Raw genomic sequence first — 14,158 nt, 5'->3', positions numbered from 1 at the left:
AGCTTAACGCGTCGGACCGGAACGCGCACGGGGTCGTAGTGGCCGATAATCGGCCACTTGCCCGCGGGAATCCACGCTAGACTGGCGGACCCGAGATGCCGCATATCGTCCCAACCGCCCTCCATGAAGCCAGACGCCAGACTGACCACGGGCCCGATCGGCCGCACGCTGTTGCTGTTCTCGCTGCCCGTGCTGGGCAGCAACATCCTTCAGTCGTTGAACGCGTCGATCAACTCGGTCTGGGTGGGCCGCTACCTCGGCGAGGCCGCGCTGACGGCCACGTCCAACGCCAATATCATCCTGTTCTTCCTGCTTGGCGTGGTGTTCGGCATCAGCATGGCCAACACGATCATGATTGGCCAGGCCGTGGGCGCCCGGAATGTCGACGAAGCGCGCCGCGTGGTCGGCACCGGCACGACGTTCTTCGTGGGCCTGTCGATCCTGGCGGCGGTGCTCGGTTTCGTCTTCACGCCACACATCCTCGCGGCGATGCATACGCCCGACGATGCCGCGCCACTGGCGGTGATCTACCTGCGCATCATCTTCGTGGCGCTGCCGTTCATGTACTTCTACAACTTCGTGATGATGACGCTGCGCGGGGCAGGGGACTCGCGCACGCCGTTCTATTTCATGCTGTTGTCGGTGGTGCTCGACGTGGTGCTGAACCCGGTGCTGATCTTTGGCGTCGGGCCGTTGCCGGCGCTCGGCATCGCAGGCTCCGCGCTGGCTACGCTGATCGCCCAGCTGGTGAGCCTCGTGGCGATGATCGCGGTGCTGTACCGGCGACGCCATTTCCTGCTGCTGCACAAGGAGCAACTGGCGCTGCTGTGGCCCGATCCGGCAATTCTCCGTGCGCTGGTGGCGAAGGGCTTGCCGATGGGCCTGCAGATGGTGGTGATCTCATCGTCCGCGATTGTCATGATGTCGCTGGTCAATACCTATGGCTCGCAGACCACGGCGGCCTACGGGGTGGCCTCTCAGTTGTGGACTTACGTGCAGATGCCGGCCCTGGCCGTAGGCGCCAGCGTGTCGTCGATGGTCGCGCAGAATGTCGGTGCGGGCCTATGGCCGCGCGTGGCCCGTATCACGCGCATGGGTCTGCTGTTCAATCTGGTGATGACCGGGGCGATTGTGGGGCTGATCTACCTGTTCAACCGGCATTCGCTTGGCATCTTCCTGGGCGATGACAGCACGGCAATCGGCATCGCCCAGCACATCAACCGCGTGGTGCTGTGGTCGTTCATCCTGTTCGGCTTCACCATCGTCGTGTTCGGCACGGTGCGCGCCACCGGGGCGGTCATGGCGCCGCTCGTCATCCTGTTCGTGTCGATGTGGGGGATACGGCTGCCGTTCGCATGGCTGCTGGAGCCGCATATCGGCGCGGAGTCGATCTGGTGGAGCTTCCCGGTTGGTTCGATCGTGTCCGTGGCGCTGGCCTTTGCCTACTACCGCTTCGGCAACTGGAAGCGCAGCCACATCATGCCTGCCGAGCCGCATGCGGAGGCCGTCGGCCTCGCGCCCGATACCAGCATGGGCACGCCTTGCGAAGATGCCGATACCACAACGGCGCCCGCGCGGTGATCGGATGACAGGTGAGTGCGCTTTCACCTGAGAGACATTTGAGTCGCCGCGCGCGCCGCGGTGCAGCAATGCAAGGCATTCGAAAGCCACGCCTTCCCCAAATATCAGAACGCCGCTTCATGCGGCGTTCTTTGCTTTCAGTCCCCTTTCGCCCAGCCTTTCAGTTGACTTTCACGCGCTGTCGATCATATCGATTAAATACATCACAACATGATGTATTTGAGTCGGCCCACTTCTGATAACGGAATCAGGAATTACCCTGAAGCCAGACAAATGAAAGGCGCCTGAAAGATCGCGTCTCTACTGTTCGCTCCGTCGCATCGGATGCTTTGCCTGTCATGCATCCGCAGTGCGGGCGCCAGAGCCGGCGGCCGCGCGGTACCGATTTTCACCACTTTGAGGAGATTCATTTTGCGCATACGCAGCCAAAAGGACTTTGCCTCCGGCCTGATGTTCGTCCTGGTCGGCCTGGGCTTTTCCTTCGTCGCGCGCGGCTATTCCATGGGAACGGCGGCGAAGATGGGGCCAGGATATTTTCCGTTCCTGCTCGGACTCGTGCTCGCCCTGCTGGGCGCGATCGTGACGGTGGGTTCGCTCTCGACGAAGGGCGAAGACGACCAGCTCGCGCGCTGGGACCTCAAGACGCTGTTGTGGATTCTCGGTTCCGTGGTGCTGTTCGGCCTGTTGCTCAAGCCGCTCGGCATGGTGTTGTCGGTCTTTGTGCTGGTGCTGGTCTCGTCGATGGCGAGCCATGAGTTCAGCTGGAAGGGTGCACTCCTGAACGGCGTGGTGCTCGTGCTGATCAGCCTGGGCGCCTTCGTGTACGGCATCAACCTGCAGATGCCGGTGTGGCCTGCCTTCATTACCGGCTAAGGAGCCCGTCCAAATGGAATTGTTCGATCACCTTGCCCTGGGCTTCTCCACGGCATTGTCCCTGCAGAACCTCGCGTACGCCTTCCTCGGGTGCGTGCTGGGGACGCTGATTGGCGTGCTGCCGGGCCTCGGCCCTCTCGCCACCATCGCCATGCTGCTGCCGGTCACGTACACGCTGCCCCCGGTGGCTGCCCTGATCATGCTGGCTGGTATTTACTACGGCGCCCAGTACGGCGGTTCCACCACCGCCATTCTGGTGAACCTGCCCGGTGAGTCGTCGTCGGTGGTGACCACCATCGATGGCTATCAGATGGCGCGGCGCGGCCGTGCTGGCGTGGCGCTGGCCACTGCCGGTCTCGGTTCGTTCTTCGCTGGTTGCGTGGCTACGCTGATTCTGGCGGCTTTCGCAACGCCGCTGTCGGAACTGGCATTCAAGTTCGGCCCCGCCGAGTACTTCTCGCTGATGGTGCTGGGCCTGATCGGTGCCGTGGTGCTGGCCTCGGGCTCGCTGCCGAAGGCCGTGTCGATGATCGTGCTGGGTCTGCTGCTGGGCCTGATCGGTACCGACGTGAACTCGGGTGCCGCGCGCTTCTCGTTCGACGTGCCTGAGCTGACCGACGGCATCGACTTCGTCGCACTGGCCATGGGTATGTTCGGCTTCGCGGAAATCATCGCGAACCTGGAACAGAAGGAAGCCCGCGAGACGTTCACGAACAAGGTGACGAACCTGTTCCCGACCAAGGAAGACTTCCGACGCATGATCCCGGCGGTGCTGCGTGGCACGGCCCTGGGTTCGGCGCTGGGTATTCTCCCCGGCGGCGGTGCGGCACTGGCTTCGTTCGCGGCTTACTCGCTCGAGAAGAAGACCTCGAAGTACGCGCATGAATTCGGCAAGGGCGCCATCGAAGGCGTGGCGGGTCCGGAATCGGCCAATAACGCCGCGGCACAGACGTCCTTCATCCCGCTGCTGACGCTGGGCATTCCGCCTAACGCCGTGATGGCGCTGATGGTGGGCGCGATGACCATCCACAACATCCAGCCCGGCCCGCAGGTGATGACCAGCAACCCGGCGCTGTTCTGGGGCCTGATCGCCTCGATGTGGATCGGTAACCTGATGCTGATCATCCTGAACCTGCCGATGATCGGTATCTGGGTGAAGCTGCTGACCGTGCCGTATCGCTTCCTGTACCCCGCGATTCTCGTGTTCTGCGGCATTGGCGTGTACTCGGTCAACAACCAGACGTTCGACGTGTTCATGGCGGCTGGCTTCGGCGTGATCGGCTATCTGTTCCTGAAACTCAAGTGCGAACCGGCCCCGCTGCTGCTCGGCTTCGTGCTGGGACCGATGATGGAAGAGAACTTCCGCCGCTCGCTGCTGCTGTCGCGTGGTGACTTCACCGTATTCGTGACGCGTCCGCTGTCGATGGGCCTGCTGATTGCTGCTGCCGCACTGGTGGCCGTGGTGGCACTGCCGTCGATCAAGGCCAAGCGCGAGGAAGCGTTCCAGGAGGAATAGCGCTCCGTGGCGCTCTCCTGAGCAACACCGGCTTTTGCCGGGCACACAACGCAAGCTTTCGGGGTGCCTCGTGCACCCCGTTTTTTTAAGGACTTTCCAAAGCGACTGCGCCCATGATCACGCCTTCGCTCGACCGGGTCGTTTCCCGGCTCTACATCCTCAAGCTCGTCCAGGCCAGCCCCTCTACCGTCTTCAGTCTGATGGAGCGGCTGCGCGAGCGCGGCATCGACAAGAACATCCGCGCACTGCGGCCCGTTCTGCGCAGCCTGATGATCGCTCGCTCGATCACGGCGGAACTCGTGGAAGGTAACGGCCGCGTCTATACCATCACCGACAGCGGTCGCGCCGAACTGGACGCGTACCTCTCGCACCTCGACGTACTCAAGTCCGACCTGCCGGGCGCAGGCAACCACGCGCAAAAGAAAGACGCCGCCTGAAGCGGCGGCGTCCTGGCCCGAGGAGAGGGCTCTTGCTATGTAGCGGGGCTTACTGCTGGCTGACCAGTTCCTGCGCCGTGGCGTTGCTCGTGCTGCTCTGTGCCACCAGGACCTTGATCTTGTTCGGCACCACGGCACCGAAGCCGTCGGCCGGGATCGTGGTAATCAGCCAGTCGTCGTTCTTGTTCACGGTCAGCGCGCCCGAATCGAAGATCACGGTCTTGGTACCGGCCGCGGTCACGCGCAGGCGATAGGTGCCGCCATCCACATAGATCGAATCCTGACCCGAAGCCGGCACCGCATTCTTATAGCTGATGGCGGCGATCGTCGGGTTCACGGCGGCGATGTCCTGCGCCGGCGTGGTCAGGTACATGTCCACGTTCTGCGCATTGATCGAGGCGTTCAGACCACGAATCCGGGCGGAGGTGTCCAGCAGGCCCTTGCCGTACGGATCGTCGATCTGCAGCACGTCGGCGGCCGTCGTGCCAGGCAGCGCCACCACGGTGTACTTGTGGCCGGTGTGCGCCGAAACCGTGGTCGCACCGATCTGCGTGGACGTGTTGGCCAGGTTGAACGCGAACAGGTTATTGCCTTCCTCGACGTTGAAATAGCCCGAGACTGTCTTGTAGGGGATGTTCCTCAGCGAGGTCAGCGCGCCGTTCTGCAGCACGTCGACGTTGGGGCCGGCCGTCACGGCGTGGATGACGCGCACCGAGGGCTTGCTCAGGCCCACGCGGTCGTCGATGCCGTCATCGCCGCCACCGCACGCTGCCAGGACTGCCGTGGTCGCGAGCGCCAGGCCCAGAATGATGTTCCGCTTGATTTCCATGGTTCTTCACCTCTTTTACGTTGGGATCATTGGGGCGCGCGACACGCACAAGACCTCACACCGACCCAATGCGCCGGTGCTCTCTCGAATGGCGATGGTGGCGTGCCGCGCGGGCAATCGTTACTGTTGCTGCTGGCAGCCGTGCGTGAATGCGCTTGCCTGATGCAACGATAGACATGCGGGGAGAGGGGAGACAGCCGGGCGACTCCGATATCAATGTCGGAGAATTCCCACAGTTCGGTTACAAAGCTGATACAAGTACACGTTGTGTCGCGCGCATCGAGCATGGGGAATGCCGCGCGAAGACATGGCGCGGCACGTGGTCCAAAAGGGTGAGGTAGTTCTTACACGGCGCTAGGCGTTGTCGGCCGTGGGGCAAGAGGGGTGGCGCGCGGCGCGGTGCCGCGCGCGGGAAATACTTACACCATCACGACCTGATTGCGGCCGTTGCGCTTGGCCTGATAGAGGCCGGTATCCGCTGCCTGCACGAGGCGGCTGGCATCGCCAGTTTCATCGGGCACGATCACCGCGCCGCCGATGCTGATGGTCACCACGCCACTGGTGGGCGACCCGTTGTGCGGAATCTGCAGCGACTCGATCGCGCGCCGCACCTTCTCCGCGAGCAACCTTGCACCGCCCGCCGAGGTGGCCGGCAGGATCATCGAGAACTCCTCGCCCCCAAAACGCGCGGGCAGGTCAGCCGGCCGCGCGCAGTTGTCGCGGATCACGCCCGCCACGCGGCGCAGCACCTCGTCGCCGGCCACGTGGCCGTAGGTGTCGTTGTAGGCCTTGAAGGCATCCACGTCGATCATCAGCAGTGCGAGTTGCGTCTGCTCGCGCTGTGCGCGCCGCCACTCGGCGCCGAGGTACTCGTCGAAATAGCGGCGGTTCGAGAGCCCGGTCAGGCCGTCGGAGTTGGTCAGCCGCTGCAGTTCGAGGTTGGTTTCGAGCAACTGCTGCTGGCTCTGCCGGAGTGCCCGATACGCTTCGTCGCGCTGCAACAGGTTCAGGTAGGAGCGCGAGTGATAGCGGATGCGCGCCACGAGTTCTATGGTGTCCGGCAGCTTCACGAGATAGTCGTTGGCGCCAGCCGCGAACGCGGCGCTCTTCATCGTCGCCTCTTCCTTGGTGGAGAGCACGATGATGGGGATGTCGCGCGTGCCCGGGTTCTCCCGATAGCGCCGCACAAGCGTCAGGCCGTCGGTGCCCGGCATCACCAGGTCCTGCAGGATGACGGTTGGCTGCGTGCGCTCCGCCACGGCCACGGCCTCGTCCGGCTGCGCGCAGTAGTGGAAGTCGATGTCGGGCTCGCCGGCCAGCGCGCGGCGCACCGCTTCGCCGATGATGGCCTGGTCGTCGACCAGCAGCACCATCGCCATGTATTCGTTGTTGGCGCCTTTTGTGCTGTTGGCCGCCGCATCGGCCGGTGGGTTAGATCTTGGCATTTTCATGCATCCTGTGCTTTGTTCTTGTTCTGTTGACCGCCGCCGCACGCCTTGACCAGCCGCGCGGCAATCCGGGGTAATGGCAGGATCTCTGCAGCGGCGTCGAGCGCCGCAGCCGCCTTGGGCATGCCGTACACCGCGCTGGTGGCCTGGTCCTGCGCAATGGTCAGGTAGCCCCGGTCACGCATGGCCTTGAGGCCGCGGGCACCGTCGCGGCCCATGCCGGTGAGCAGCACGCCGACCGCCTCGCCGCGCCAGTGCTCCACCACCGATTCGAAGAACACGTCGATGGAAGGCCGGTACAGGTAATCGCCCGGCTCCGGGGTGTAGGCCATCCGCGCGGCATGTATCAACCGCAGATGATCGTTCGTGCCCGCCAGGACCACGGTGCCGATTCGCGGCCGCTCGCCGGCGCGCGCGATGCCCACCGGCAGCGCGCACTGGGCGTTGAGCCACTCGGCCATGCCGGGCGCGAACGCCTCGTCCACGTGCTGCACTGCGACCACCGCCGCGCCGAAGTCAGCCGGCAGCGCGCCCAGCAACGTGGCCAGTGCAGCCGGCCCGCCTGCCGAGGCGCCAATCGCCACCAGGCGGGGCGCGGCCGGCGTAGGCGTGGCGGCAGTCAGGGAATGCGATGCGATGGCGCGGCCTTTCAGCAGCCGGGCGATGTTGCGGAGCTTGCGCAGCAGCGGCCCCGCCGCGAGTTGCGCGTCCGGTTCGGTCAGGGTGGGCGTGTCCACCGCATCGATCGCGCCGTGACCCATCGCGGCGAACACCTGGTCCGCGTTGCGCCCGAGGTCCATCGTCACCACGACGATCGCGCACGGCGTGGCGGCCATGATGCGCCGTGTGGCTTCCACGCCATCCATGACCGGCATCAGCAGGTCCATCAGGATCAGGTCGGGCGTTTGCGTGGCCGCCATGCGTATGGCCTGCTCGCCATCGCCGGCCACCCAGATGATCTCGTGCGTGGCATCGAGCGCGATGGCGCGCCGCAGCGCCGCCACGGCCAGCGAAGAATCATTGACGATACCGATCTTCATGCACGTGCCTCGCCGATGAGATCCAGCACGGCGTCCAGCAACGCCGTGTCATGGAAACTGCCCTTGGCCAGATAATAGTCCGCGCCAGCCTGCAACCCGCGTTCGCGATCCTGCTCGCGGTCCTTGTACGACACGATCATCACCGGCAACTGCCGCAGGCGCGGCTCCTCGCGGATGCGGGTGACCAGTTCGATGCCGTCCATGCGCGGCATGTCCACGTCCGTGATGACGAGGTCGAAGGGCTCCGCGCGCAGGACGTTCCAGCCATCCATGCCGTCCACGGCCACGGCCACATCGTAGCCACGCCCGGCCAGCAGCTTGCGCTCCAGTTCGCGCACGGTCAGGGAATCGTCGACCACCAGCACCCGCTTGCGGCGGACGTCGGCAGTGCCGGCGCCGGCCTGGCGCACGCGCTCGATCCGGCCATCCGACACGAGTTTCTCGACCGAGCGCAGCATGTCCTCGACATCGAAGATCAGGACGGGCGTGCCGTCGTCGGTCAGGCTGCCCGCCGCGATGTCCTTGATCTTGCCCAGCGCCTGCGCCAGCGGCTGCACCACCAGCATGCGTTCACCCAGCAGGCGGTCCACGGCAATGCCGTAGACGCGATCCTGCTCGCCGATGATGACTACCGGCACGGTGTCGGCGTCCGGGGTGGCGGTCTCGGGCCGTTGCAGCAGTTGCGCCGCGCTGACGAGGCCTACGGGCCGGCCGTCATGGCGGAAGTGCTGGTGCTGTTCCACCTGCTCGATCTCGTCCCGGCGCACCGCCACGGCACGCATGACGTGCCCGAGCGGGAAGGCATAGGCTTCGCCGGCGACTTCTACCAGCAGCGTGCGCACGACGGACAGCGTAAGCGGCAATTCGAGATGGAAGTGGAGCCCGCTGCCGGGCTGCTGCGAGAGCCGCAGGCTGCCGCGCACGGCGCGCACCATGTCCTGCACCGCATCCAGCCCGACGCCACGCCCCGAGACATGAGACACCGTCTCGCGCAGGCTGAAGCCGGGCAGCAGCAGGAATTCGAGCAGTTCCGTCTCGGACATCCGCGCCGCCGTCTCGGGCTGCGCCAGGCTGCGGCGCACGATGGCCTCGCGCAACGCGCCGAAGTCCACGCCGGCCCCATCGTCGAAGATCTCGATGACAAGCCGCCCGGCGTTATGGCGTGCGTGCAGCGAGACGCGCCCTTCCTCGGGCTTGCCGGCGGCGCGGCGCACTTCGGGCGGCTCGATGCCGTGATCCACCGCATTGCGCAGCAGGTGGGCCAGCGGGGCGTCGAGCTGTTCGAGGATGTCGCGGTCCACCTGGGTTTGTTCGCCCGCCAGCGCCAGATGCACGGGCTTACCGAGCGCGCGGCCGAGGTCGCGCACCATGCGCGAATAGCCCATGATGCCGTCCGAGAGCGGTCGCATGCGACAGGACAGCGCGGTGTCGTAAAGCTGGCGCGACAGCCGGCTCGCCCGATGATCGTACTGGTCGATCTCCTCCACGCGCTGCGAAAGCTGGCCGTGGCTGTCCTCAAGCAACTGGCGCGCTTCGGCCAGCGCGGCGCGTAGCCGTGGCACGGTACCATCGGCACTGGCCAGCAGGGCCTGGATGCCTTCCAGCGCCTGGAGCGCGCGCATTTGCTGGCGCCGCGCCTGCTGCATGGCGCCGCAGAACGGGCGCAGCCAGTGCGTCTCCACCATGGATTCGCCGGCCATGGCCAGCAGCCGGTCCAGCCGGTCCGCGTTGACGCGCAGCATGCGTTCCTGCGGGTCGGCGGCGGCCGTGGCCTGAGGGGCGGGCGGGACTTCGGGGGGAAGAACCTCGGGCGTTGCTGCGGATACCGCCGGCATCCGCGCGGGGGCCGGCTCCAGTTCAGTGCCGTCGAGCAGCGCGTTGAGGTGCGCGACGCAGGCGTCGATCTCGGCCAGTCCTTCCCGCTCGGGCCAGTCGAGCGCGCCGCCCGGGGGATGGCCGATCCGCTGCAGCAGGTCGGTGCCCTGCAGCAGGGCGTCGATATGGGACGGCGTCAGCAGCAGGCCGCCACGCTGCGCGGCGACGAGGCAGTCTTCCATCACATGCGCCACGCGCACGCCGCCATCCAGCCCGACGATGCGCGCTGCACCCTTGAGCGAGTGGGCGGCGCGCATGCACGATTCCAGGTGCGTGGCCGCCGCAGGCTCGCGTTCGAGCGCCAGCAGCCCCGCGTTTAGGATTTCCGCCTGCGCGTCCGCCTCCAGCGCGAACAGTTCGAGCATCGAGGCATCGCGGAGCTGTTCGGGATTCATGACAGGCTCCGCGACAGCGCCTGCCGGAGCAGGTCGGCATCGAGCAGGCCGACCGTGTGGCCGTCATGCTCGAACAGGGCGCGCGTGTAGTGCGCGGAGGCGCGGGCGAGCGTAGCCGGTAGCGGCAGCAGCGCGGCGTGGGGCACGTGCTGCACGCCTGCCACTTCGGCCACAGGCAGCGCAATGGCATTGCGCCCCTGGCCCAGCATCAGGAACCGTCCCGCGCGGCTGGGATCGGCCGCCGTGCCGCCGAACAGCAGCGCCAGCGACACGCAGGTCAGCAGCGCCCCGCGCACCGATGCCACGCCAACCAGCGCCGCGTGGCGGCGGTGCGGCAGCGAGTGGATCGGCGCGGGCGCGGTGACTTCGCCGAGCACGGCGGTCGGCAGCGCGAGCCATTCATCGCCCACGCGGAAGACCACGCAAGACTGCCCTGCGGCACGGTCGACATGGAACGCACTCCTGGTAGGTTGATCGAGCGTGGCGGCATCCACAAGGTCATCGACGGCCAGCGCGTCGAGCAGCGCCGTGGCGGCTTGCGCGTAGGTCGGGCAGTTGCGGCAGTGGACGTGCGTCGCCAGCAGCGGGCACGAGGCGTCGCCGGACACGCCGATGCGTCGCCAGCAATCGTCGATGGCGGCAAGGTTCGGCAGCAGGGTGGCGGAGGTTTCAACCATGGCTCATGCGGGCGTGACGTTGGGCGCGTTCGCGCAGGCGCGCGGCACCGCCGGCGTCGCCCTCGCTATCGAGCAGGGCGGCAAGGTGGTAGAGGGCTTCCTCGTGGCCGGGATCGAGATACACCGCCTTGCGGTAGGCGGCATGCGCATCGGCGACGTGGCCGGCGGCGTCGTGCAGCACGCCGAGCAGGCAGTAGGCGTTGGCGGATGGGCCGCGCTGTGCCAGGTATTGCTCGCACGCGACGGTGGCGTCGGCCACATCGCCACGGTCAGCCATGGCAGCAATCTCCGCGAGCGCATCGCCGCCGGCTTGCTGCGCGGGCGGGCGCGCGTGCGTGGCGGCGGGCGGCGCGGCGCGCAACGCGGGGGCCGGCTGGGGCCGGCGCGCGGGAGCGGCGGGGGAAGCCGGCAGCGGCGCACGGGGTAAGGCCGATGCCAACGACGCCGGCACGTCCCGCACGGGCGGGCGCACCGCGTGGGGATGGAAGGCGAAGGCGAGCGGCACCCCGGCGCCGGCGAGCCCTTCGCGCGTCAGCAGGCTGGCTTCGGCCGGGCCGACGAAGATCAGACCGTCCGGGCGCGCCAGGCGCACCAGCGCCTGCGCCGCGCGGCGCTGCGTATCCGGATCGAAATAGATCAGCAGGTTGCGGCAGAACACCACGTGGTAGGGCGGCTCGGCTGCGAGCAGCGACGGGTCGAGGAGATTCCCGGATAGCAGCCGGACCTGTGCCCGGACGCCATCGGCAATCTGGTAGCCCGCCGCCACCGGCGCGAAGTAGCGCTCGCGGAAGTCCAGCGGCCGGCCCCGGAACGCGTTGTTGCCATAGTGGCCGGCGCGCGCGCGCTCCAGCGCCCGGGCGCTGACATCCACGGCATCCACGCGAAACCGTTCGGGCGGCACGCCGGCGTCCAGCAGCGCCATGACGATGGAGTACGGCTCCTCGCCGGTGGAGCAGGGCACGCTCAGCACGCGCAGCATCGGCACACCATCGCCGAAGATACGGTGGGCGGCAAAGCTCGCCATGGCCAGCAGCGCTTCACGATGGCGGAAGAACCAGGTTTCGGGCACCACTACGGCTTCGATCAGCGCCTGCAGCTCGTCTGGCACCGCGTGCAGCACGTTCCAGTAGTTGCCGAGATCGGCGGCGCCCACGGCGATCTGACGTTCCAGCACGGCGCGCGCGATGGTGCCGGCGCCGATGGCGCCCGCATCGAGCCCGATGCGTTCTTTCAGCAACACCTCGATGGGCGTGAGCGGGTGCGGGGCGTCGGTCATGCCGGGGCTGGATCGGGAAACAGCAGGTCGTGCACGGCATCGGGCAGCAGCGCGCCCACGCGCACCCATTGCACGAGGCCGCGCGCGTCGTGCAGCACGGGCCCGAGGTAGCGCACCGGGGCAGGGTCGATGCCGCCGTCGACGAAGGCGGCGGGATCGGCGCGCAGGGTTTCCGTGGCGTATTCGAGCCGCAGGCCGAGCAGGCGGGCGGGTTGATCGTGGGTTGTGCGGCGATAGTGCACCAGCACGGTCCGCGTGCTCCGGCGCGCCACGGCGGGCGTGCCCGTGGCCAGCGCCGGGATGTCGATCACCGGCACCGGCTGGCCATGACGCACCATCAGCCCGGCGACCCATGCCGGCGCCCCCGGAATCTGCTTGAGCGTGGTCAGCGGCAGCACCTCGGCCACCTCGGCGGTATCGAGCGCGTAGTGGTCAGGACCGATGCGGAACAGCAGGAAGAGGGCCATGGCGGGACATGCGCGTCGCGGAGCCCGCGCTCACACCTTGAAGCGGGAGACGCCGCTGCGCAGTTCGTTGGCCACGAGGGTCAGCTCGTCGATGGCCTGGCTCGACTGGCGCAGCGACTCCACGGTCTGCTGCGCGGCTTCGGACAGCTGCATCAGCGCCTGGTTGATCTGTTCGGCGCCGCCGGCCTGCGCCTGCATGCCCTCGTTCACCATCTGCACGCGCGGCGCCAGTGACTGCACCTGGCCGATGATCTGGGAAAGCTGGTCGCCCACCTGGGTCACCTCGGACATGCCCCGGCGCACTTCCTCCGAGAACTTGTCCATGCCCATCACCCCGGCCGAGACGGCCGACTGGATCTCGCGCACCATCTGCTCGATATCGTAGGTGGCCACGGCGGTCTGGTCCGCCAGACGCCGGATCTCGGTCGCCACCACGGAAAAGCCGCGCCCGTACTCGCCGGCCTTCTCGGCCTCGATGGCGGCGTTCAGGGACAGCAGATTGGTCTGGTCCGCCACGCGGGCGATGGTGGTCACCACCTGATTGATATTGCCGGCGCGCTCGTTGAGCGTGGCCAGCCGGGCGTTGACCGAGCCGGCGGCCTCCATCACATGGTGCATGGTCGCCTCCATGCGCGACAGCCCGACCTGCCCGGTGCCCGCCAGCCCGGCGGTCTGCTCGGCGGCATGGGAGACTTCGCCCATTGTCCGCACGAGGTCACGCGAAGTGGCCGAGATCTCGCGCGAGGTAGCGCCGATCTGGGTCGTGGTGGCGGCGGTCTCGGTGGCCGTAGCCTGCTGCTGGCGGGCGGTGGCGGCGATCTCGTTGACCGACGTGGTGACCTGGATCGCCGAGCGCTGCGCCTGCCCGACCAGCGTGGTCAGTTCGCCGGACATCTGGTTGAAGCCTTCCTCGACGGCCAGGAATTCGTCGCGCCGCCCCAGCGCCATGCGCTGGCGCAGGTCGCCGCCGCGCATGCCGGTCAGCAGCGAGACGATGCCGCCCATCGGCACGGTAATCGAACGCAGCAGCAGGTAGCCGCAGACCGCGGCCACTACCACCGCCAGCGTCAGCGCCACCTCGATACTCTTCTTGGCGCCATCCACGGCCTTGCTGATGTCGGTGGCGGCGCCGCTCGCGATGGCGTTGTTGTCGTCGACCAGGGATTGCAGCGCCTTGCGGCCGTCGAGCCAGACGTCGTGGGCCTGCCCGCGCAGGGCGGTCTCGGCGGTGGCGGTGTCGCGCCATTTGGTCGGGTCGAGGTAAAGTTGCGCAGCCTGGTCGTATCGTGCGTGAAGTTCCTTGAACGCCGCGAAACGGGCTCGATCGTCCGCGCGGACGATGGATGCTTCATACAGCTGTTCCATGCGGTGGAAACGCTGGGTGGCGTCCTGGTGCTGGGCCAGCAGGCGGTTGCGCGCGCCGGCGTCGTCGGTGGTCACGATCTGCCAGGCCAGCACGTAGAACTCGCCCCAGATGCCGCGCATGCCCGCGCTGTAGTTCAGGCCGGGCAGGGCATCGTTGCGCATGACATCGCTTTCATGCTCGATGGCGGACAGGCGGTTATAGGCGACCACGCCCATCAGCGCCATGACAAGGAGAATGAGGCTGAAACTCGCCAGGATGCGCGAGCGAATGGTCCAGTTGTTCACGGTCGGGTCCGCGTTGGTCTGCTTGAATGAGCCGCTGGCAGGATTCGCGGCGGGGCGCTATCCGCCGGAAGGCGGATGGCCTTGCGGGTGCGGC

At 67.0% G+C, this 14,158-nt stretch carries 12 protein-coding genes; 4 read left to right on the top strand and 8 right to left on the bottom strand.

Going from position 1 to position 14,158, the window contains the following annotated elements:
* The first annotated feature begins 123 nt into the window (after nt 1–123).
* From AC1DFU_RS09805 to AC1DFU_RS09790, 4 genes are all read left to right on the top strand, one after another.
* Nucleotides 124–1,581, top strand: a complete 1,458-nt coding sequence (locus AC1DFU_RS09805; RefSeq protein WP_092294476.1) for an MATE family efflux transporter — start codon at nt 124–126, stop codon at nt 1,579–1,581.
* Between the two features lie 411 nt (nt 1,582–1,992).
* Nucleotides 1,993–2,454 (top strand): tripartite tricarboxylate transporter TctB family protein, encoded by a 462-nt coding sequence (locus AC1DFU_RS09800; RefSeq protein WP_092294478.1) that lies wholly within the window; start codon nt 1,993–1,995, stop codon nt 2,452–2,454.
* Nucleotides 2,455–2,467: 13 nt separating this feature from the next.
* Entirely contained in the window at nt 2,468–3,970 is a 1,503-nt protein-coding gene (locus tag AC1DFU_RS09795) for a tripartite tricarboxylate transporter permease (protein WP_092294480.1), read from the top strand.
* 113 nt (nt 3,971–4,083) lie between these two features.
* Complete coding sequence (locus AC1DFU_RS09790; protein ID WP_441593684.1) at nt 4,084–4,407, top strand: transcriptional regulator; 324 nt, start codon at nt 4,084–4,086, stop codon at nt 4,405–4,407.
* Nucleotides 4,408–4,456: 49 nt separating this feature from the next.
* Here the strand turns inward: AC1DFU_RS09790 and AC1DFU_RS09785 are convergent, their stop codons facing one another.
* From AC1DFU_RS09785 to AC1DFU_RS09750, 8 genes are all read right to left on the bottom strand, one after another.
* On the bottom strand, nt 4,457–5,236 hold the full coding sequence (locus AC1DFU_RS09785) for a DUF4397 domain-containing protein (protein WP_092294484.1): 780 nt from the start codon (nt 5,234–5,236) through the stop codon (nt 4,457–4,459).
* 419 nt (nt 5,237–5,655) lie between these two features.
* A complete protein-coding gene (locus AC1DFU_RS09780; RefSeq protein ID WP_441593683.1) occupies nt 5,656–6,681 on the bottom strand; it encodes a diguanylate cyclase domain-containing protein in 1,026 nt (341 codons plus the stop codon).
* Between the two features lie 2 nt (nt 6,682–6,683).
* Nucleotides 6,684–7,724, bottom strand: coding sequence for a chemotaxis response regulator protein-glutamate methylesterase (gene cheB / locus AC1DFU_RS09775; RefSeq protein ID WP_441593682.1), 1,041 nt, complete (start codon nt 7,722–7,724; stop codon nt 6,684–6,686).
* Nucleotides 7,721–9,994: a hybrid sensor histidine kinase/response regulator gene (locus AC1DFU_RS09770; protein ID WP_441593681.1), complete on the bottom strand. Its 2,274-nt coding sequence runs from the start codon at nt 9,992–9,994 to the stop codon at nt 7,721–7,723. Before AC1DFU_RS09770 ends, cheB begins: the two co-directional genes overlap by 4 nt.
* Nucleotides 9,991–10,671: a chemotaxis protein CheW gene (locus tag AC1DFU_RS09765; protein WP_441593680.1), complete on the bottom strand. Its 681-nt coding sequence runs from the start codon at nt 10,669–10,671 to the stop codon at nt 9,991–9,993. The genes AC1DFU_RS09770 and AC1DFU_RS09765 overlap by 4 nt, the downstream gene beginning before the upstream one ends.
* Nucleotides 10,664–11,947, bottom strand: a complete 1,284-nt coding sequence (locus tag AC1DFU_RS09760) for a CheR family methyltransferase (RefSeq protein WP_477137273.1) — start codon at nt 11,945–11,947, stop codon at nt 10,664–10,666. The genes AC1DFU_RS09765 and AC1DFU_RS09760 overlap by 8 nt, the downstream gene beginning before the upstream one ends.
* Complete coding sequence (locus AC1DFU_RS09755) at nt 11,944–12,414, bottom strand: chemotaxis protein CheW (protein WP_441592845.1); 471 nt, start codon at nt 12,412–12,414, stop codon at nt 11,944–11,946. Before AC1DFU_RS09755 ends, AC1DFU_RS09760 begins: the two co-directional genes overlap by 4 nt.
* Before the next feature lie 30 nt (nt 12,415–12,444).
* Nucleotides 12,445–14,064, bottom strand: a complete 1,620-nt coding sequence (locus AC1DFU_RS09750) for a methyl-accepting chemotaxis protein (RefSeq protein WP_441592844.1) — start codon at nt 14,062–14,064, stop codon at nt 12,445–12,447.
* Between the last annotated feature and the right edge of the window lie 94 nt (nt 14,065–14,158).

This window comes from Cupriavidus sp. 10L45 (genome assembly GCF_056395225.1).
Note: the sequence above shows the minus strand (reverse complement) of the source record. Positions and strands in the feature narration are given on the sequence as shown.

Bases quoted from the DNA above. Each gene is read 5' to 3' on its own strand.
- AC1DFU_RS09805 (WP_092294476.1), top strand. From the start codon at position 124: ATGAAGCCAGACGCCAGACTGACCACGGGCCCGATCGGCCGCACGCTG.
- AC1DFU_RS09795 (WP_092294480.1), top strand. From the start codon at position 2,468: ATGGAATTGTTCGATCACCTTGCCCTGGGCTTCTCCACGGCATTGTCC.
- AC1DFU_RS09790 (WP_441593684.1), top strand. From the start codon at position 4,084: ATGATCACGCCTTCGCTCGACCGGGTCGTTTCCCGGCTCTACATCCTC.
- AC1DFU_RS09785 (WP_092294484.1), bottom strand. From the start codon at position 5,236: ATGGAAATCAAGCGGAACATCATTCTGGGCCTGGCGCTCGCGACCACG.
- AC1DFU_RS09780 (WP_441593683.1), bottom strand. From the start codon at position 6,681: ATGCCAAGATCTAACCCACCGGCCGATGCGGCGGCCAACAGCACAAAA.
- cheB (WP_441593682.1), bottom strand. From the start codon at position 7,724: ATGAAGATCGGTATCGTCAATGATTCTTCGCTGGCCGTGGCGGCGCTG.
- AC1DFU_RS09770 (WP_441593681.1), bottom strand. From the start codon at position 9,994: ATGAATCCCGAACAGCTCCGCGATGCCTCGATGCTCGAACTGTTCGCG.
- AC1DFU_RS09765 (WP_441593680.1), bottom strand. From the start codon at position 10,671: ATGGTTGAAACCTCCGCCACCCTGCTGCCGAACCTTGCCGCCATCGAC.
- AC1DFU_RS09760 (WP_477137273.1), bottom strand. From the start codon at position 11,947: ATGACCGACGCCCCGCACCCGCTCACGCCCATCGAGGTGTTGCTGAAA.
- AC1DFU_RS09755 (WP_441592845.1), bottom strand. From the start codon at position 12,414: ATGGCCCTCTTCCTGCTGTTCCGCATCGGTCCTGACCACTACGCGCTC.